Annotated in this window: 18 protein-coding genes; 8 read left to right on the top strand and 10 right to left on the bottom strand. The window is 60.1% G+C overall.

What is annotated here, in order from left to right; all coding sequences use genetic code 11:
- Together GT753_RS08645 and GT753_RS08640 are read right to left on the bottom strand one after the other, a co-directional pair.
- The gene (locus GT753_RS08645) at window positions 1-942 is read right to left on the bottom strand and encodes a carbohydrate ABC transporter permease (RefSeq protein ID WP_044031158.1); all 942 of its coding nucleotides are present in this window, start codon (window positions 940-942) and stop codon (window positions 1-3) included.
- A 78-nt stretch (window positions 943-1,020) separates the two neighbouring features.
- Entirely contained in the window at window positions 1,021-2,274 is a 1,254-nt protein-coding gene (locus GT753_RS08640; RefSeq protein ID WP_160125519.1) for a sugar ABC transporter substrate-binding protein, read from the bottom strand.
- Between the two features lie 464 nt (window positions 2,275-2,738).
- Here GT753_RS08640 and GT753_RS08635 point away from each other — a divergent pair, with 464 nt between their 5' ends.
- The 4 genes from GT753_RS08635 to GT753_RS08620 all read left to right on the top strand — a co-directional run bounded on the left by GT753_RS08635 (window position 2,739) and on the right by GT753_RS08620 (window position 7,960).
- The gene (locus tag GT753_RS08635) at window positions 2,739-4,409 is read left to right on the top strand and encodes a DUF4091 domain-containing protein (protein WP_021503769.1); all 1,671 of its coding nucleotides are present in this window, start codon (window positions 2,739-2,741) and stop codon (window positions 4,407-4,409) included.
- Between the two features lie 155 nt (window positions 4,410-4,564).
- Window positions 4,565-6,286, top strand: a complete 1,722-nt coding sequence (gene olsF, locus GT753_RS08630) for an ornithine lipid synthase OlsF (protein WP_015377973.1) — start codon at window positions 4,565-4,567, stop codon at window positions 6,284-6,286.
- A gap of 101 nt (window positions 6,287-6,387) precedes the next feature.
- The gene (locus GT753_RS08625; protein WP_015377972.1) at window positions 6,388-7,170 is read left to right on the top strand and encodes an N-formylglutamate amidohydrolase; all 783 of its coding nucleotides are present in this window, start codon (window positions 6,388-6,390) and stop codon (window positions 7,168-7,170) included.
- A 76-nt stretch (window positions 7,171-7,246) separates the two neighbouring features.
- Entirely contained in the window at window positions 7,247-7,960 is a 714-nt protein-coding gene (locus GT753_RS08620) for a flagellar brake protein (protein ID WP_004938226.1), read from the top strand.
- Window positions 7,961-8,004: 44 nt separating this feature from the next.
- On the opposite strand, the gene GT753_RS08615 is transcribed toward GT753_RS08620, so the two are convergent.
- From GT753_RS08615 to GT753_RS08605, 3 genes are read right to left on the bottom strand one after another with little or no spacing between them, the layout of a single operon-like run.
- Window positions 8,005-8,847: a PfkB family carbohydrate kinase gene (locus tag GT753_RS08615; protein ID WP_015377971.1), complete on the bottom strand. Its 843-nt coding sequence runs from the start codon at window positions 8,845-8,847 to the stop codon at window positions 8,005-8,007.
- A 3-nt stretch (window positions 8,848-8,850) separates the two neighbouring features.
- Complete coding sequence (locus tag GT753_RS08610; protein WP_075684413.1) at window positions 8,851-9,567, bottom strand: glutamine amidotransferase; 717 nt, start codon at window positions 9,565-9,567, stop codon at window positions 8,851-8,853.
- Window positions 9,564-9,818 (bottom strand): hypothetical protein, encoded by a 255-nt coding sequence (locus GT753_RS08605; protein WP_004938217.1) that lies wholly within the window; start codon window positions 9,816-9,818, stop codon window positions 9,564-9,566. Before GT753_RS08605 ends, GT753_RS08610 begins: the two co-directional genes overlap by 4 nt.
- Window positions 9,819-9,884: 66 nt before the next feature.
- Here GT753_RS08605 and GT753_RS08600 point away from each other — a divergent pair, with 66 nt between their 5' ends.
- Window positions 9,885-11,189 (top strand): aminotransferase class I/II-fold pyridoxal phosphate-dependent enzyme, encoded by a 1,305-nt coding sequence (locus GT753_RS08600; protein WP_160125518.1) that lies wholly within the window; start codon window positions 9,885-9,887, stop codon window positions 11,187-11,189.
- Here the strand turns inward: GT753_RS08600 and GT753_RS08595 are convergent.
- The 3 genes from GT753_RS08595 to nudI form a co-directional block, all read right to left on the bottom strand.
- Complete coding sequence (locus tag GT753_RS08595) at window positions 11,186-12,172, bottom strand: MsnO8 family LLM class oxidoreductase (protein ID WP_015377968.1); 987 nt, start codon at window positions 12,170-12,172, stop codon at window positions 11,186-11,188. The genes GT753_RS08600 and GT753_RS08595 overlap by 4 nt on opposite strands.
- Before the next feature lie 139 nt (window positions 12,173-12,311).
- The gene (gene pbpG / locus GT753_RS08590) at window positions 12,312-13,148 is read right to left on the bottom strand and encodes a D-alanyl-D-alanine endopeptidase (RefSeq protein WP_160125517.1); all 837 of its coding nucleotides are present in this window, start codon (window positions 13,146-13,148) and stop codon (window positions 12,312-12,314) included.
- 93 nt (window positions 13,149-13,241) lie between these two features.
- Entirely contained in the window at window positions 13,242-13,667 is a 426-nt protein-coding gene (gene nudI / locus GT753_RS08585; protein WP_015377966.1) for a nucleoside triphosphatase NudI, read from the bottom strand.
- A 170-nt stretch (window positions 13,668-13,837) separates the two neighbouring features.
- Here nudI and GT753_RS08580 point away from each other — a divergent pair, with 170 nt between their 5' ends.
- From GT753_RS08580 to GT753_RS08570, 3 genes are all read left to right on the top strand, one after another.
- Window positions 13,838-14,425 carry a hypothetical protein gene (locus tag GT753_RS08580; RefSeq protein ID WP_021503763.1) on the top strand — a complete coding sequence of 196 codons (588 nt, stop codon included), beginning with the start codon at window positions 13,838-13,840 and terminating at the stop codon, window positions 14,423-14,425.
- A 151-nt stretch (window positions 14,426-14,576) separates the two neighbouring features.
- Window positions 14,577-16,007 carry an SH3 domain-containing C40 family peptidase gene (locus GT753_RS08575; protein WP_160125516.1) on the top strand — a complete coding sequence of 477 codons (1,431 nt, stop codon included), beginning with the start codon at window positions 14,577-14,579 and terminating at the stop codon, window positions 16,005-16,007.
- Window positions 16,008-16,219: 212 nt separating this feature from the next.
- A complete protein-coding gene (locus tag GT753_RS08570) occupies window positions 16,220-17,248 on the top strand; it encodes a transporter (RefSeq protein WP_015377963.1) in 1,029 nt (342 codons plus the stop codon).
- On the opposite strand, the gene GT753_RS08565 is transcribed toward GT753_RS08570, so the two are convergent.
- Together GT753_RS08565 and GT753_RS08560 are read right to left on the bottom strand one after the other, a co-directional pair.
- Window positions 17,249-17,782 carry an SRPBCC family protein gene (locus GT753_RS08565; protein ID WP_015377962.1) on the bottom strand — a complete coding sequence of 178 codons (534 nt, stop codon included), beginning with the start codon at window positions 17,780-17,782 and terminating at the stop codon, window positions 17,249-17,251. It abuts the gene before it with no gap.
- A 3-nt stretch (window positions 17,783-17,785) separates the two neighbouring features.
- Window positions 17,786-18,133, bottom strand: coding sequence for a helix-turn-helix transcriptional regulator (locus GT753_RS08560; RefSeq protein ID WP_004938187.1), 348 nt, complete (start codon window positions 18,131-18,133; stop codon window positions 17,786-17,788).
- Window positions 18,134-18,174 lie beyond the last annotated feature (41 nt).

The raw sequence follows: 18,174 nt of genomic DNA, 5'->3' as shown, positions 1-18,174 counted from the left end.
TCAGCTGACTTTCAGGCGCTTGCCGATCGCCATTTGAATCAGGGTGATCACCAGCGTGACGGCGAACAGCACCACGGTGATGGCGGAGGCGTAACCTTTTTCCTGCAGGTAAAACGCGTACTTGTAGAACAGGTTGGTGACGGTCATCACGTCGTTCTCCACCAGTGCGCGGTCGAACATCAGGAACACCACGTCAAAGACTTGCAGGATCTCGATAAAGCTCATCACCGACACGAAGAACAGCGTCGGCACCATCATCGGCAGCGTGATGCAGAAGAAGCGCCGCAGGGTGGGGATGCCGTCGATATCCGCCGCTTCGTACAGCTGGCGCGGAATGCTCTGCAGCCCGGCCAGCAAAATGATGATCTTCAGCGCCAGCGACGACCAGATGATGATGATGGACACGCTGATGCGCACCACGTCCGGATCGGACAGCCAGGCGACCGGCGCAATGTGCAGCAGGCCCAACGCCTGATTGATCAGGCCGAAATCCTTGTTGAACAGCCATTGCCACACCATGGCCACCGCCGCGGGCATGGTGACCGCCGGCAGGAACAGCAGAGTGCGCAGCAGGCCTTTGCCGCGGATGTTCTGGTTGAGGCCAATCGCCAGCAGCAGCGACAGGCTCAGGCTGATCGGCACGCAGACCACCACGTAAAACAGAGTGTTGGCGGCGGCAGTGTAGAAGTCGTCGTCTTCAAACAGGTTGAGATAGTTATCGACGCTGATGCTGCTCCAGCGCATGAATTGGTTCAGATCGGTAAAGCTGTAGAAAATGTTCTGCAAAAAGGGGATCAGGTAAAACACCGTCACCCCCAACAGCAGCGGCAGGATCATCACCCAGCCCCAGAAGCGTTCGGCGCGTTCGAGCCGATTGAGCGCGGGGCGGGCGGTGCGCCGGGATGGTTTCAGGGTGACCGTAGCCGTTTCTGCCAGCGACATGTTGCCATTCCTCACCTATGACGTTCAGCGTGGGTCCACCGCGGCGCGCGCTCGGGGCAGCGCGCCGCGGCGGGGCGATTACTGCTCCATGACGCGCGCGATCTTCTTGACCGATTTGTCCATTTCCTGTTTGGCGTCTGCGCCCATAAAGATCTTCTTCAGGCTGGCGATCCACATGTTTTGCCACTTCGGCGTATTGGTGCCGGCGGTGGGGTAAGCCTGGGTCACTTCCAGGGTCTGGATGTAAGGCGAGACGTCGACTTTCTGAATCTGCTGCGCCCAGACTTTGGCCGCCGTCTTGTTGGCCGGGATCACCACCTTGGCCAGCTCCGCCTGTGAGGCCTCGCTGCTCATGAAGGCGATGTATTTCCAGGCGGCCTGCTTGTGGGCGCTTTTCGCCGACATGGCGAAGGCCAAACTGTGGGCCACGCCGGACTGGCGTTCAATTTTGGGCATCATCACCACGCCGATGTGGTCGTTGATCAGCGGGTTATTGGCGAACGGCGCCGCCAGCCAGGAACCGGCATAGACCATCGCGGCGCGGTTGGACTGGAAGATGTTCTCGGTTTTGACTTCGCTCATCTGCTGGGCGCTTGGCATCAGGCCGTCTTTCATCATGCCCTGCAGTTGCTGATAGACCCAGATGGACTTGTCGTTGGCGATGTCGGTAGGCTGGCCATCCTTGGGCACGATGTGATTGCCGTTTTGGAACAGCAGGTTCATGTAGCTGTCCTGGCCGTCGATGCTGAGGTCCATCACCAGCGGGAAGGCGGCGCCTTTCAGCCCGTTTTTCAGCGCGGCGGCTTTGCTCTTCAGATCGTCCCAGCTCCAGTCGCTGGTGGGATAGCTGACGCCGGCCTGATCGAACAGTTTTTTGTTGTACCACACGGCGATGGAATCGACGTCGCGCGGGATGGCCATCTGTTGGCCTTCGTACTGATAGGCTTTCACCGAGCTGGCGACCACGTCGTCCAGTTTAAGGCTGCTGTCCTTAATATAGGGCGCCAACGGTTCCATAATGCCGTTTTTGGCGTACTGCACAAAATAAGGCATATTGATCCAGAATATATCTGGCGCTACGCCGCCGGCGGCGGCGGAATCTAATTTAACGAAATATTGCGCCGAGGGAGTTAATTCTATTTCTATTTTTATATCCGGATTAGCCTGTTCAAAGCGCTTGGCAATCTCCTGTTCGGCAGGTAATTGGTTTCTGTCCCAAACGGCATAGCGTAAAGTTATTTTGTCTGCGGCATGGAGCAGTGTGGGTAATAATAATGTGCTGGCGAGAATAGAATGCGCCAGTAGGCGGCCGGTATTTTTTATCGGTGACATTTCTTTCCCCTCGGTGAGCGACGAATAGCGTTTTTCGCAACGTAAATTCTTTCTATCCCTTAACTTTCAATGTGTCAATACACCCCCAAACGCCCAAAAATGGGGCGACAATGTTTCATTGTTGTTAAAATCGAAAGGCTTTTACGGCCAAGTGAAAGGGGTTTTTTTTACATCTCATTAACCTTTTGGCGGGGTTTTTCCCCGGTGGCGCGGCATTTAGCGGCCTTCGCAGGCATAGGAATAACTGATAACCCTTGCACCATAATGGGGATTAAAAATATTTTTATTGTGCAAGCTTCAGCTTCTTTCATTTTTGTGATGCAAATAAACAAAAAAATCTTGCTGGGGCTGTCCGAGGAGGGCACTTGAACGTTTTTTATTGCCGGCTATTGTTTGTGGCGATAAAAGACGCTAGCCTGAATCTCACAACATTTATTCATCCAAAATAAAGAGGGCGAAATATCATGCGCCTGTCTCTGGTATTTACGCATTGCCTGGAAAAAGTATTTCATCGCCAAAATATGCCGCCCATTGCCGTGGAAAATCGGCTGAGCGGGTTAAATAACGAGGTGCTGTCCTGGCAGGCGGTGTACTGTTTGCAAACCCCGGGCAACGAGACTCGCCATGAGCTGTGTTATCAACTCGACGGGCCGCTGGCGGAGTATATCAGCGTGCGCCAGGTGCAATCGGTGCCGAGCGGTTTTCCCTGTTATCGCGAGACCGATGAGAATTACCTGACCACCGAGCCGGGCTTATTTCCCGATCCGCTGATGCCGCTGCCGCAACGGCGTTTTTTTGCCGCCTGCCGCTATTATGGCAGCCTGTGGTTGACCCTGACGCCGCCGGCCGACGCGCAACTGGCCGGCGACTTTCCGTTGACCCTGCGGCTGCTGGATGCCCAGAGCGGCGAGGCGCTGGCCGAGGCCACACTGACGCTGCATCTGGTGCCCGCGGCGTTGCCGCCGCAAACGCTGTTGCACACCGAATGGCTGCACACCGACTGCCTGGCGGATTACTACCGTTTGGCGGTGTTCAGCCCGGCGTACTGGCGCGCGGTGCGCAACTTTGTGCGCTGCGCGGTGCAGGCCGGCGTCAATATGCTGCTGACGCCGCTGTTCACACCGCCGCTGGATACCGCCGTTGGCGGCGAACGCACCACGGTACAGTTGGTGAGGGTGACACATTCGGCGCACGGGTATGGCTTCGATTTCAGCCGTCTGGCGCAGTGGGTGGCGTTGGCGCAGGAAGAGGGCATCGAGCACTTCGAAATCGCGCCGCTGTTTACCCAATGGGGCGCGGCGCATGCGCCGAAGATCGTGGTGGAGGAGCAGGGCGAGACGCGAACGCAGTTCGGCTGGCACACCGATGCGCAGGGCGAAGCGTATCAGCGTTTCCTACAGGCGCTGCTGCCGGCGTTGACCGCCTGGTTCCGCGAACGGGGGCTGGAACGGCAGGTATGGTTCCATGTTTCCGATGAGCCGACGTTGGACAACCTGGCGGCCTACCGGCGCGCCAGCGCCGCGCTGCGCCCGCTGCTGGATGGCTTCCGCACCTTCGATGCGCTGTCGGATTTCGCGTTTTATCAGCAAGGCCTGGTGGAAACCCCGGTCGTTGCGACCGACCACCTCGAACCTTTTATCGAACACCAGGTCCCCGGCCTGTGGGCCTATTACTGCTGCGTGCAGAAGACTGAGGTCGCCAATCGCTTCTTCGCTCAGCCTTCGGCGCGCAACCGCATATTGGGCGTGCAGCTGTATCTGTACCGCATCGCCGGCTTTCTGCACTGGGGATTCAACTTCTATAACAGCGCCCATTCGCGTGAACGCATCAATCCGTACGCGGTGACCGACAGCGGCCATGCGTTTCCCTCCGGCGATCCGTTCGTGGTCTACCCCGGTGAGGATCTGCAGCCGGTGGAGTCGCTGCGCCTGCGGGTGCTGCACCAGGGGCTGCAAGATATGCGCGCGCTGCAGCTGCTGGAGAGTTTGACCGATCGGGCGACGGTGGAAGCGCTTATAGAAAGTGAGCTGGGCATGCGCATCACCTTCAAGCGTTATCCGCACCAGGCCGGGGCGCTGCTGCGCCTGCGCGACGCGGTAAACCGCCGCATCGAAGCGTTGCTGGCGCCGATGTGAAGGCAAGTGGGGGCGAAAATGCGTCTTTCGCTCCCAATTCGCCATTACTTTGCTATACCTGATAGTCGATGGATTCACTTTATTGTCATGTAACTGACATGTCAGAGTCACGGCTCTGGCTTAAGTTTGCAGCGACTACGTCAGGAGATAACGCGATGTTCAGCCTGGATTCTCTGTTGCAAGATGCATTTCCACACCGCAATACCCCCGCCTGGCAGCGCAGCCTGCTAAGAACCCTTCTCTTCGAAAAAGAATTCAAACAGTTCGCCGCCGATTATCCCCATCTGAAAGGGCTCGATCTGATCGAGCAGGTGGTGGACTACTTTAACCTCAGCTGCGAGCTGGTGGACGGCGATCTGGAAAACATCCCGAGCCAGGGGCCGGTGGTGCTCGTGGCCAATCACCCGATCGGCTCGCTCGACGGCTTGGTATTGCTGCGCGCCGTTGCCGCGGTGCGCCCGGACGTGAAAGTGGTGGCCAACCAGCTGCTGACCTACATTGAACCGCTGCGCAGCCTGTTCGTGCCGGTGGATAACGTCGCTTATAAAACCAGCCGCAAACAGATTGAAGGCATGCAGCAGCAGCTGGACAACCAGGGGGCGCTGATCCTGTTCCCGGCAGGCGAAGTGTCGCGCATGAGCCCGAAAGGCATCCGCGACGGCCACTGGCATACCGGTTTTCTGCGCCTGGCCGCCAAAGCGCGCGCGCCGATCGTGCCGATCCACATCAGCGCACGCAACAGCAACCTGTTCTACTTTACCTCTCTGGTCTACCGGCCGCTGTCGACCTTGCTGCTGGTGCGCGAAATGTTCCAGCAGCGGGGCGGGCGTATCAAGATCCGCGTCGGCGGCCGCGTGCCGTTCGCCAACTGGCACGACGGCCACACCAGCGCCAAGGATCTGGCGGAGCGTTTTCGCCGCCACGTCTATCGTCTGGGCCAGGGCAAGCCGGGGCTGTTCGCCAGCGAATCGCCGATTGCGCTGCCGGAAGATCGTCTGGAGCTGAAAAAGGCGCTGGCGAACTGCGAACGGTTGGGGGTAACGCCGGACGGTAAAACCATCTATCTCTATCGTCGCCATGACGAAGCGCGTACGCCAATCCTGCGCGAGCTGGGGCGCCTGCGCGAGATCGCTTTCCGCGCGGTGGGGGAAGGATCCGGCCGCCGCCGCGATCTGGACAGCTACGACGACGATTACTATCACCTGGTGCTGTGGGACGAGGAGGAGCTGGAGATCGTCGGCGCCTATCGTTTTATCCCCACCGCCGAACAAATCGCGCGTAAGGGCCTGGAGAGCATCTACAGCAACAGCCTGTTCCATTATGACCGCGATATGGAACCGATCCTGGCGCAGGGCATCGAGCTGGGGCGCAGCTTCATTCAGCCGGCCTATTGGGGCAAGCGCGGGCTGGACTATTTGTGGCTGGGCATCGGCGCCTATCTGTCGAAATACCCGCAGTACCGCTATCTGTTCGGCCCGGTGTCGATCTCCGGCGGCATGCCGCTGGCAGCACGTGATTTGCTGATCGCCTTCTATCGGCTCTATTTCTCGCCGGATCACGCGTTCGCGCAGTCGCGGCGGCCTTATCCGGCGTCGCTGCCGCAGGTGCTGGCGCAGTTTGCCGGGGACAACTACCAGGAAGATCTGGTGCGGCTGAAGAGCCTGCTCAGCAATATCGGCTGCTCGATCCCAACGCTGTACAAGCAGTACACCGAACTGTGCGAGCCGGGCGGGGTACAGTTTATCGACTTTGGCACCGATCCGGCGTTCAACAACTGTATCGACGGGCTGGTGTTGGTGGATACCACGCGGCTCAAGCCATCGCGGTATCAGCGTTACATCGCGGTGCACCAGCCGCAGCCGGCCGAGACGGCATGACTACAGTCTGACTCATGCCTTTTTGATCTAAGCACGACCTTGGGGCCGGCGACGGGATAGCGCTACGATAAACGTTTTGCTTTCCACCGCCGGAGCCCGTCATGCCCCATTCGTTTATCCCGCCGTTATTGTCCGCCGATGAACCCTCTGCCGCCGCCGTGGAAATCCCGCGCGGCAAAGCGCCCTTTTTGCTGCTGTGCGATCACGCCGGTAAGGCGATACCGCAATCCCTTGGCGACCTTGGTTTGCCGCCGGGGGAGATCGAACGCCACATCGGCTGGGACATCGGCGCGCTGAGCGTGTCGCGCCATCTGAGCCGTCAGCTGGACGCCACCCTGATCCACCAGCGTTATTCACGGCTGGTGATCGACTGCAACCGGGCGCCCGGCATCGCCAGCTCGATCCCGCATTTGTCCGAACTGACGCCGATACCCGGCAATATCGGTATTGACGCCGAGCACGCGCTGGCGCGCGAGCGTGAGGTGTTTTTGCCGTATCACCACGCCATCGACGATCATTTGGGGCAACGTCAGCTGCGCGAACTGCCGACGGCGGTGATCGCCATGCACAGTTTCACACCGGTGTTCAAAGGGGAATCGCGCCCCTGGCAGGTGGGGTTGCTGTTTAATCGCTACCCGGAATTCGCCCGGCTGCTGGCCGAGCTGCTGCGCGAAGAGGGGGATTTGCAGGTGGGGATCAACGAGCCCTATGCAATGACCGACGCCACCGACTACACGTTGCCGGTGCACGCGGAACGGCGCGGATTGCCTTACGTCGGCATCGAAATTCGCCAGGATCTGATCGCCGACGAACGCGGGCAACAGGCATGGGCGAAACGTTTCGCGCGCCTGCTGCCGCAGGCCTGGCAACGCTGGCAAATTTGACTTTAGGAATATTCCCAGAGATGATAACCATAAGGAATACATAAGACGTCATTAGAAAAAAAGTCAGGAGAGACGTGTGGAGCACAGCGATAACGGACTGTTTATCAAACGGGAGCGTTTTGAAGTTCTGGCGATTCTGCGTGAAATTTGCAAACAACGCACGCCGCTGCGCGTAGAAAATCAGCAGCACCGGTTTCAAAGTCTGTTATTGAGCGTCGGGCCGGACAATATCGTGTTTAGCGGTGAGGAAGCGGAAAACGCCATCGACGGCGCCTGCACCATCGTGATTGAAAGCCACGACGCCAAAATCGAGTTTTCCGTCGGTCAGGCAGAACTGACCGAACATCAGGGCGTCCAGGCCTGCTCGACCCGGCTGCCGCAGGAGTTGGTCTATATCCAGCGCCGCCGCCAGTTCCGCATCACTACGCCGCACTGGCGCCAATTCTTCTGCACCGGCGAGTACCCGGACGGCACGCCTTATGAGCTGCGGATCCACGATCTCTCCGCCGGCGGCGTCGGTTTGCGTTTCGACGGCCCGCTGCCGGATTTCTTCCAGCCTGGCCTGCAGTTCAAAAAAGCGGAGCTGGATCTGGGCAGCTACGGCAGCTTCAAGGTCAATATGGAGCTGGTGGTGGTCAACGACGATCAGGAAACCGACGATAACGACCAGGTGGTGCACTTCTCGCGCCTGTCGTGCCGTTTCCTCAAGCTGGGGCTGGCGATGGAGCGCAAAATTCAGAGCGCGGTGTTCGCCTTCGAGCTGGATTTCAACAAAAAGAAAAAACGCTGATATTTATCAGGGGCGGGCATGCTGCCCCTGACTCTCCACAGGTCTTACGGTTTTAACGCCCGCAGGCTGCCGATCTCTTCCCAACCGAAATGCGCCGCTTCGGCCAGCACGTCGCACACTTCGCCGCCGGCGGCAACCACGGCCGCGTCGAGCGCGGCGCCGCGCAGCAGATGGCTCACCAGCAGTGCGGTGAACAGATCGCCGGTGCCTTTGACCGCCGATTTGACCTTCGGATGGGTAAAGCACTGCGCTTCCTGCCGGGTGACCAACATTAAACCCACTTCGTCTTCGTGCTGTGCCACGCCCGGCGCGCTGGTGACCAGCACCCATTCGGTGGTGTCGTTCAACAGCGCCTGCGCGGCGCGTTGCGTCTGCTCCCGGCTGCTCAGAGAGCGGCCGCACAGCTGCTCCAGTTCGAAACCGTTCGGCGTCAGGCCGTTGGCCAGCCGCAGGAACGGTGAACGATAGCAATTGACGATACGCTCATCCACGTAGATCCCTTCGCCGTAATCGCCTATCACCGGATCGATATAGATCCTTATCTGCGGATTGAGGGCGCGCACCCGCTGCAGCCAGTTGGCCAGAATATGGCACTGCATCACGTCGCCCAGGTAACCGACGATCACCGCCCGGGTGCGTTTCATCACGCCGCGGGCGATCAGATCGTCGAGAAAGCCGCCGAACCACTCGCCGGAGATGACGCCGCCATGCGGCTTGCCGTAATAGGGCGGGCAGCCGAACAGCACGCTGGGCACCTGCAGCGCTTCCAGCCCCTTTTTCAGCAGGGCACGGTAGGCGATACCGTTGCCGACGCTGCCGTAAACCACCTGAGATTGAATGCTGATCACATCGATGGACGGTGATCGCAAGGGTGAAGCCTGTTGCATGAGTTACATCCTTGGTTCGTTATTATCCAGCCAGCGGGCGAACACCTGCCGCGCGCGCTGTTCCAGCTGTGCGCCGTGGCGCGCCGCCTGTTCGCGCAGGCTCTGGGGCGCGATGCCGGCCAGCTCCAGCTCGCAGGCATGGCCAATCAGCCAGCGTTCGATATCGCGGTGATCCGCCTCCAGATGGAACTGCAGACCGAGCGCGAACCCCTGATAGTCGAAAGCCTGATGCGGGCAAATCGCCGTGCCGGCCAGGCAGCGGGCGCCGTCCGGGATCATGAACATATCGCCGTGCCAATGCAGCACCGGCGTATCGGCCAGCGGCGCCAGCACCGAGTCGTCTTGGGCCGCGAGCGTGGTCAGCGGGGCGAAGCCGATCTCTTTAACGCCGAGCGAAATCACGTCGGCGCCCAGCGCCTGGGCGATCACCTGTGCGCCGAGACACACCCCGAGGGTCGGCCGCCGCTGCGCCAGGCGCTGTTTGACCAGCGCCAATTCATGGTCGAGAAAATCATAGCGCTGCTCACCGGAAAAGTGCCGGGCGGCGCTGATCGGCCCGCCGAGCACCACCAACAGATCGGTTTCTTCATTATTGATAGCACGAATATCATCGCGACCGGCATCGTAATAGTCGATCTGATAGCCGCGCAGCGAGAGCAGGGAACCGAGAATACCCAGGTTTTCAAAATTGACGTGTCGAATGGCGACGGCTTTTTTCATTGTTTAACCTCGTGAGCGTGGGTGAACGGCGTCAGCGCCAGCGACTCGCCCAGCACCGTGATGCCCTGCGCGCCGCTCTGGTAGACGATGCGGCGTTCGCTGACCTGGCTGAGCTGCACCTGATAACCCTGTGCGGCCGGGAACAGCGCGCACGCCTGCTCCAGCTGATCGGCTGCCCAGGGGGTGAACATCTCCAGGCGGGCAAAGGCTTTTCCTGCATACTGAATGTCGAGCACGTAATGTTTATCCATGGAACCCCTTACTTTTGGCCGCGGAAGCTGCTAATCTTATTTGAATTAGTACAAAAGGATTTATGTATGAGTTTATTGTATGCAAAAGGCGGCGGCGCTGTCCAGATTGCCGAGCAGATCGCCGCACGCATCAAAGACGGCGCGCTGCGGCCGGGCGAGCTGTTGCCGCCGGTACGCCAACTGGCTGCGGAGCTGGAGGTCAATCCGAATACCGTCGCCAGCGCTTATGCCCGATTGCGCGATGCCGGCCTGGTGGCGACGCGCGGGCGGGCGGGAACGGTGGTGCTGGAGCCGCCGCTGGCGGCGGTGAGTGCGACCTATGCGCCGCGTCAGGTGCCGGCGGGAATGTGCGATCTGGCCAGCGGCAACCTGGATGCCGCTTTGCTGCCGGCGCTGAGGCTTGGCGCGGCGGAGGTGTTCCCGCAGCAAAACGGCTATGACATCAGCGGCGACCTGCCGGTATTGACCGGTCTGGGACGCGAGTGGCTCAGCCGCCAGGGCGTCACGCTGGGGGAACCGGCGGTGTTTTCCGGCGCGTTGGACGCGATGGAAAAGGCGCTGCGCTGCCATGCGCAGCCTGGGGCGGCGGTGTGGGTGGAAGATCCCTGCTGGCCGCCGCTATTGACGCTGCTGCGTCACCTGCGCCTGCGGCCGCTGCCGCTGGCGGTGGATGAACAGGGCTGTCGGCTGCCGGAGAGCGGCGCGGCTGACGCGGTGATCCTGACGCCGCGTGCCCATAATCCGACCGGCGCTTCGCTTTCAGCGCAACGTGCGCAGCAGTGGCGAGGTTTTCTACGCGGCCATCCGCAGTGTCTGGCGATCGTCGACGATTTCTGGGGGCCGTTGTCGCAACAGCCGCTGCATCTGCCGTTCGACGGCGATCGCGGCCTGTACGTGCTGTCGCTGAGCAAGTTTCTCAGCCCGGATCTGCGCATCGCGCTGGCCTGCGGCAACCCGACTTTGCTGCAGGCGATGCGCGCCGATCAGTACATCAGCGAACGCTGGGTCAGCCATATCTTGCAGCAGATCGCCGCCAGACTGTGGGAACAAGCCTTGCAGGAAGGGCAATTGCAGCGGGCGCAACAGGCGTATCAGGCCAGACGGGATGAGCTGGTCCAGCGGCTCAATGCGTTGAATCACACGGCGCTGGCGGTAGGTGAAGGGCTGCATCTGTGGGTGCCGGTGCGCTCGGAAACCGCCGCCGCGCAGCTGATGGCGCAGCGGGGGTGGCTGGTGCAGGGCGGTGAACCTTTCCGCCTGAAGTGTGGTCCGGCGCTCCGCGTCAGCCTGGCGAACGTCACGCCGTCGCAGTTGGCGCCGCTGGCGCAGGATCTGTCCGAAGCCATGCGGGCGGCGGCGGCGATCAACTAAGCCGGCGTCAAACTCTCTTCCGCCAGTAACTGCAGCGAGGCTAACCGGGCGGCCGGTTCGGCGATCGGCGTGTCGATGATGAACTCGTCCACGCCGTACTGTTGCTGTAGCTGCGCCAGTTGCTGATGCACCTGCTGCGCGGTGCCGAGCAGAATATGGCTTTCCCGCGGCTCGATGCGGTAGTCGGTGGCGCCGGCCTGCTGCACGAAACTCTCGGCCTGCGCCAGGCTGCCGACGGTCACGCTCTGCTCACCGGCGACGTGCACGCGGTATTGCTGAATCTCCGCCGCCAATGCCGCGGCCTGTTCCTCGCTGGGGGCCACGATCGCCGCCACTGCCAGCAGCGCCTTGCGGCCGCCGCTGTGTGCGGCGTAGTGCTCCAGCGCGTCGCGGATATCCTGCGGATTGCCATTCAAATGCGCGGCGAACACGAAGGCCCAGCCGGACTCGGCCGCCAGCGTCGCGCTCTCTTTACTGGCGCCGAGCAGAAAACGCTGCGCGCCCTGCGGCGGCAGCGGCGTGGCGCTCAGGCCCGGTTCGGCGTCGTCGTTCAGGTAAGCGGTCAGCTGCGACAGCTGCTGCGGGAAGGCCGGTTTGTTTTGCCGGTCATGGGCGGCCTGCAGCGCCTGGGTGGCGAGCGGCAGCCCGCCGGGCGCTTTGCCCACCCCGAGATCGACGCGCCCTGGCGCCAGCGCCGCCAGCAGGTTGAAGTTTTCGGCTACCTTGTAGGCGCTGTAGTGCTGCAGCATCACGCCGCCGGAGCCGATGCGAATGTGCGACGTTTGGCCGAGCAGATAGCCGATCAGCACTTCCGGCGACGGGCAGGCGAGCTGCGGCGTATTGTGGTGCTCGGCCAGCCAGAAACGCCGATACCCCCAGCGTTCCGCCCGTTGCGCCAGCTGCAGCGTGCGCGCCAGCGCCTGCGCGGCGCTTTCCCCGTCGGCTATCGGACTTTTTTCCAATATGCTCAAGGCATAAGCCATTTTTCCCGCTCCTTTCCTCATCAGATATGCCTGACAAATACCATGCGGGCGGCGCACGGCTTAATACTGATTGGCGATAGGATATTCCATTGATCCAAAACGGATTTGGATATGCGCAGAACGGTAAAGCGCCGCGATGTTACCGCTCGAGCCAGGCCTTCAGACGAATGGCGTCACGGTAGTGGCCGTAGCGCGGCTGCGCGCCGAGCAGGATCATCACCACCGGCTGCCCTTTGATGGTGGTGCGCATCACCAGGCAGTGGCCGGCCTCGTCGGTAAAGCCGGTTTTCTGCAGCTGGATCTTCCAGGCGGGGTTGTTGATCAGGCCGTTGGAGCTGCGGTAAACCAGCTGGCCGCGGCCGGGGCGCACGATCTGCTGCTTGTCGGTGCTGAAGCGGCGAATCGACTGATAGCGATAGGCGTGATTGACCATCTTCAGCAGATCGTTGGCGGTCGCCACATTGCGCGGCGTCAGCCCGGTCGGATCGTAGAAGCGGGCGCGTTTCATGCCGATGGCGCGCGCTTTCTGATTCATTTTCGCCACGAAGGCCTTGCGCCCGCCGGGATAACTGCGGCTCAGCGCGGCGGCGGCGCGGTTCTCCGAAGACATCAGGGCGATGTGCAGCATGTCGCGGCGGCTGAGCACCGAGCCGATGGTCAGCCGCGAATGGGTTTTCTTCAGCAGATCGCGATCGGCGGCGGTGACTTTGAGCTTGCTGCCCATCGGGCGTTTGCTGTCCAGGGCGACCATGGCGGTCATCAGTTTGGTGAGCGAGGCGATCGGCAGCACGCGGTTCGGCTGCTTCTGATAAAGGGTCTTTCCGGTGCGTTGATTGACGACCAGCACCGATTTGGCATTCAGCACCAGCGGCGGTGCAGCGGCATGCACGGGCGCCAAAACGAACAGCAGGCTGAACAGCAGGGCGGCGCTGAAGCGCCGGACAGGCAGACGGAGAAAAGCGTGAGATAAAAGCATAACGGCGGCAATAGTGACCCTAAGTGATTAAAAAATATCAAAAGAGTCTGCCCGGCAAATGTGAAGGAAATAGGGCGATAATCGCTCAAACTGTTACAACAATCCCTTTTGCCGCAGGGTGAAGCGGGTGGCCTCGTTCAAATCGTAGTCCGCGAGGCGCTCGCGCGGCACCCAGGCGTAGTCATCGAACTCGTCGTTGATCGTCACGTCGCGGTTGGCGGCATGGCAGTCGAAAATCAGGTAAATCATGTAGATTTGCTCCTGGCTGCCGTCGGCGTAAGTTTTGACGCGCACGTCATCGCGGAAAGTCCAGGGCGTGATGTTGTCGAGGATCAGCGCGGCGCCCAACTCTTCGCGCACTTCGCGCCGCAGCGCCTGTTCTATTTGTTCACCCGGCTCGACGCCGCCGCCGGACAGCGCCCACTGGCCGGGAAACACGCCCTTGTGGGCGGCCATTTTACACAGCAGGAAGGCGTTATCGTTTTCAATCAGCGGGCAGACAATGATGCGTTGGCGCATGGAAGACTCCTGTCAAAAATCAAAATGCGCAGGTTAGCAGGTTTGGCGGCGCAGGATAGAGGGGCCGATCGCGTTCTGCGTAACAGCAAAAATTTTTTGTTCCCTCGCGTTTAACGCCTTGATAAGGGAGTAATCTATCGGACTGGTTAATGGACTTAAAAGGGAACTTTATGAATTACCAAGTGGTGCCGTTTTGGTTTTACTCCGGCAAGGCTCTGCTGGCGGTGCTGGCCGCGATCGGATTGGGCGTGTGCGGCGTCAGTGCGGCGTTCTTCTATTGCCTGCTGCTCGCGCTCGTCTGGCCGGTCGCCGTTTCGATGCGGTTACACCAGCTGGCGGAAAAGGGCGTGGCGATGAATCCCCGACGGGCTTCGCAATGGATGGTCTATGTGCAAGGCATTCCGGTACAGGAAACCCGCCAGGTGTTAACCAACCCCTGTTTTGCGCTGGAAAACCGAATGCGGACCTTCTTTCTGTGCGCTTTCACCGCTAAAACCTTACTGCAGATGGCGCTGTTGCTGTTGTTGATCGCGCAGCTGGCGGCAACGGTCAATCTGTGGATCGCCTTGGCCGGCGTATTGTTCGGCGCCTGGCTGGTGTATACCACCGTCGACAGCATCCAGGCACTGCGCAGCCTGGCCCGGCGCCAGTGGGTAAGCGAGCAGTGGGTGAGCGACAGCGGCTCTATCTGGCATCGGGCGGCGCTTATCGGCCGTAAAGGGCCGGCGGCGGCGCTGGAACGTCTGTTGGCGTGGTGAGAATGTGAGGGCGCAGGAGCAAGCGGGCGGGCTTGCTTTTGCGTTTTGTTCCTCAACCGGGCGTCAATCGATAGTGTTATTGAGTATCATTTGCAATCACTTCTGGTCAGGATGAAGAAGAAATTTTCACCTGTCACGGAGATGATAAAAAATGCCTAATGGAATAAAACCCTTTGTATTGATGATGCTTCTGTTGCTGTCGGCCTGCCATAGTGCGCCGGTCAGAGAGCCACCTCAAGACGCCGTAGCGACAACCCCTATCGATGCGACCAAATCGCTATTCCCGCTGGGTAACTACTCGCAATCTGTCGATAAATGGATCCCCTATGGCCCGCAACGGCGGGTGCCCGTGATGGATGCCGCCGCGCAGCAGCGCCATTTCTTCGCCCTCAAATCCCACTATTTTGGCATGGGGCCGAATGATCAATCCCCCTGGAATCCGCATTACATCGCTTCCGTCCTGAACCGTGAAGCGCAAAGCCGCCGTGATGCCGCAATGGATAAATACCTGGGAAGTGAAAGTGTCTCCTGGGGGGAAAACTTCAGGACTCACACTGACCGCTGGAAACAGCAAGTCAGAGATAACGCGTCGACCGACATGGATAAGGCGTTCCATCCTGCGGGCAGGGGCATTGCAGTCAGGGAAACGCTGGTCAGGATCCTGCCGACGGCCGATCCGGCTTATGACGATCCTCGCCTGGCTGGACAGGGTTATCCGTTTGATAATTTACAGGATTCATCTATCCGTCCCGGTACGCCTGTATACGTTATTACGCAAAGCCGCGATAAACGCTGGAACTACGTCGCGTCGCCAACGGTGATCGGATGGGTGCATAGCGAAGACATCGCGGCGGTGGATCGGCAGTTTGTCACCGAATGGCTGGCGCTGGCGGAGAAAAATCTGGGGGCATTCATTAAACAGCCGGTCTCGGTGCAAGCCGGCGGCCAATTTTATTTTACGGCGCGCCACGGCACGATCCTGCCATTTTACCGTCACCGACAGGGTCTTTTTGTGGTCGCCGTGCCGGTACGCCGAGAGGATGGCCGCGCACAGATGCGCCGGATCGTTGTCAAGAAGGGGGAATTTGCCGCCATGCCGTGGAAAATGACGCCCGAACATTTTGCCGTACTGATGCGGTCAATGAGCGGCAGGCCTTATGGCTGGGGGAACTATAACTTCAATAATGACTGCTCCGCCGAACTGCGCAGTCTGTTGATGCCTTTTGGCCTCTTTCTTCCCAGAAATTCCGCCGCGCAGATACAGGCGGCCACCCGGGTGGTTGATCTTGCTCAAGCGAACACCCGTGAACGGCTGCGCTATCTCAAAGATCACGGCAAACCCTTCACCACGCTGGTTTATATTCCGGGCCATATCATGCTGTATATCGGCAATGCGCTCGTTGACGGCCAGGTTGTACCGATGACGTACCAGAATATCTGGGGGCTGCGCCCGGCAGATTCAAAGCGCCGCAGCATTATCGGCGGCGCAGTCTTTTTCCCGCTGCTGGCGACCTATCCTGAAGATGCGAGCCTGATGTCGCTGGCGGGCAAGGCGCAGTTCAAACTGGGATTTATTGAATAGCCCATTCTTTAGCTGATAAAGCGACCGCGAATGCGGCCCCGTTTGTGCGGTTGCTGAACGGGCAGGGGATGAAAACTTTTAAAATGAAATGACGTTTTTATGACGAAAATATTAATGAGCAAGAGCGTTGAAAATCATTAACGCCGAGCGATAAAGATTGTTATAACAGCGTGGACGATCTGGGCTAACGGCCATAGGCAGGATAAGGCGTTATGGTGCAAACGGCAGCGGAAAAGATGCACAAGCTGGATTTTGATGATGAAGTGACCGGGCTGATCTACGGCCATGCGTTTCGCTCCGGCGAGCCGCCGGCGCGCCTGAACTCGCAGCAGGTTTGCCAGGCTTACCAAACATTGTCGCCCGGCGACGGTTTTATCTGGCTGCACCTCAATCTCAACCACGCGGCGGCGGAGAAGTGGCTGAAAAACCATTTCGCCATTTCCGATTTTTTCTTCCACGAAATTCGGCACGGTTCCCACACCACGCGCATCGAGCGCCAGGGCGACGATCTGTTCGCGGTGCTCAACGACGTGATTTTCCACCCTGAGGACAGCAACCCGGAAACGGCGACGCTGTGGCTCTATTGCTGCCGTGGGCTGGTGGTCACCGTGCGTCACAAACCGGTGCGATTGATTGAACGGCTGCTTGGCCGCCTGACGGCGCTGGAGTTGGCGTCGTCTACCGAGCTGCTGGCGCACCTGCTGGAAGAGCAGGAGGACGTGCTGGAGCAGGTGGTGCGGCAGGCTAACCAGTATGTCGATACCATCGAGGATCGCCTGCTGACCCGCCGCGTCAAACGCAACCGCGCCGAGCTGGGGCGCATGCGCCGCATGTTATTGCGCTTTCAGCGCCTGTTGGCGCCGGAACCGGCCGCGCTGTTTCGCCTGTTGAACCGGCCGCCGGCCTGGCTGAGCCGCGAGGTGGTGCAGGATCTGCGGCAGTTTACCGAAGAGTTCACCGTGGTGTTGAACGATCTCGCCAGCCTGACCGAACGCATCCGGCTGCTGCAGGAAGAACTGGGCGCCAAGCTGATGGAGCAGAATAACCGCACGCTCTACACCTTGACGGTGATCACCGTACTGGCGTTGCCGATCAACATCGTCGCCGGTTTCTTCGGCATGAACGTCGGAGGGATACCGCTGGCCAGCAATCACCACGGTTTTATCCTGCTGGTGTTGCTGGTCGGCAGTTTTACGCTGATCGCCGGTTATCTGGCGTTCAGGCGCAGGGACGAGTCGTAATTACAGGCGGGCGCGGTACTCTTCTTCCAGCCGGGCATGGGTGCTCCAGAACGGCTGCGGCGCCCGATCGTGCAGACGATCCAGCAGGATATCCAGATGGGTGTGCCAGCCGCCGGCGACGCTGAGCATCTCGTCGCGGTTGGCCAGGCGCCGGTGGGTGACCGTCAGCAGCACCGCGTTTCCCTGTTCCGTCAGCTCGAAGGTCACCTCGGAAGGGCGGCCCTGATCCTGTTCGGCCCAGGTAAAGCTCAGCAGGCGCGGCGGGAACAGGCAGGTGATGTGGCCGCGGTTGCTGACGCAGCCGCCGTGCTGTTTGTACTTGGCCGGCGGTGGCTCGTGCTCGCCCGCCAGATCGGAGTTGCGAAACTCCAGCTCCAGCGGCGCGCCGTTTTCCAACTTCATGGCGCCGGCCGCCAGCCAGGTGGCGCGCTTGTCGGATTCGGTCAGGTAAGCCCACACCCGTTCGATGGGGCCGGGCAGCAGCCGCTGGATGCGCAGCGTGCCGGGTTCGATAATCATGCCGTAATCATTCATGGTTCACTCCTTGGGAGGAAGCTGTTCGGGCTGCAGCAGCGCCTGTTCGAGCGCATCCAGCCGTTCAGTCCAGAAATGTTCATAGGTTTGCAGCCAGTGCATGGCCTGCGCCATAGGCTCGGGTTCGAGCCGGCAGATATGGTTTCTTCCTTGCACGGTGCGTTGCACCAGGCCCGCATGTTCCAGTGCTTTCACGTGCTTGGAGGCGCCGGCGAACGACATCTGCAGCGGCGCGGCCAGTTCGCCGATGCTGCGCTCACCGCCGGCCAGCGCGCGTAACATCGAGCGGCGGGTCGGGTCGGCCAGCGCATGAAAAATGGCGTCCAGCTGTGAGGAAGATAATTCAACCATATGGTTGAATATAGAACAGGCGGGCTAATATTCAACCGTTT

Source organism: Serratia sp. Z4, assembly GCF_009900725.1.
GTDB classification, from domain to species: Bacteria; Pseudomonadota; Gammaproteobacteria; order Enterobacterales; family Enterobacteriaceae; genus Serratia; species Serratia nematodiphila.
This window is presented reverse-complemented; position numbering and strand designations above follow the sequence as displayed.

Coding starts and splice junctions, on each gene's coding strand:
- GT753_RS08625 (WP_015377972.1), top strand. CDS start 6,388: ATGCCCCATTCGTTTATCCCGCCGTTATTGTCCGCCGATGAACCCTCT.
- GT753_RS08565 (WP_015377962.1), bottom strand. CDS start 17,782: ATGAATGATTACGGCATGATTATCGAACCCGGCACGCTGCGCATCCAG.
- GT753_RS08640 (WP_160125519.1), bottom strand. CDS start 2,274: ATGTCACCGATAAAAAATACCGGCCGCCTACTGGCGCATTCTATTCTC.
- GT753_RS08605 (WP_004938217.1), bottom strand. CDS start 9,818: ATGGATAAACATTACGTGCTCGACATTCAGTATGCAGGAAAAGCCTTT.
- GT753_RS08645 (WP_044031158.1), bottom strand. CDS start 942: ATGTCGCTGGCAGAAACGGCTACGGTCACCCTGAAACCATCCCGGCGC.
- GT753_RS08560 (WP_004938187.1), bottom strand. CDS start 18,133: ATGGTTGAATTATCTTCCTCACAGCTGGACGCCATTTTTCATGCGCTG.
- GT753_RS08580 (WP_021503763.1), top strand. CDS start 13,838: ATGAATTACCAAGTGGTGCCGTTTTGGTTTTACTCCGGCAAGGCTCTG.
- pbpG (WP_160125517.1), bottom strand. CDS start 13,148: ATGCTTTTATCTCACGCTTTTCTCCGTCTGCCTGTCCGGCGCTTCAGC.
- GT753_RS08615 (WP_015377971.1), bottom strand. CDS start 8,847: ATGCAACAGGCTTCACCCTTGCGATCACCGTCCATCGATGTGATCAGC.
- GT753_RS08595 (WP_015377968.1), bottom strand. CDS start 12,172: ATGGCTTATGCCTTGAGCATATTGGAAAAAAGTCCGATAGCCGACGGG.
- GT753_RS08600 (WP_160125518.1), top strand. CDS start 9,885: ATGAGTTTATTGTATGCAAAAGGCGGCGGCGCTGTCCAGATTGCCGAG.
- olsF (WP_015377973.1), top strand. CDS start 4,565: ATGTTCAGCCTGGATTCTCTGTTGCAAGATGCATTTCCACACCGCAAT.
- GT753_RS08635 (WP_021503769.1), top strand. CDS start 2,739: ATGCGCCTGTCTCTGGTATTTACGCATTGCCTGGAAAAAGTATTTCAT.
- GT753_RS08570 (WP_015377963.1), top strand. CDS start 16,220: ATGGTGCAAACGGCAGCGGAAAAGATGCACAAGCTGGATTTTGATGAT.
- GT753_RS08610 (WP_075684413.1), bottom strand. CDS start 9,567: ATGAAAAAAGCCGTCGCCATTCGACACGTCAATTTTGAAAACCTGGGT.
- nudI (WP_015377966.1), bottom strand. CDS start 13,667: ATGCGCCAACGCATCATTGTCTGCCCGCTGATTGAAAACGATAACGCC.
- GT753_RS08575 (WP_160125516.1), top strand. CDS start 14,577: ATGCCTAATGGAATAAAACCCTTTGTATTGATGATGCTTCTGTTGCTG.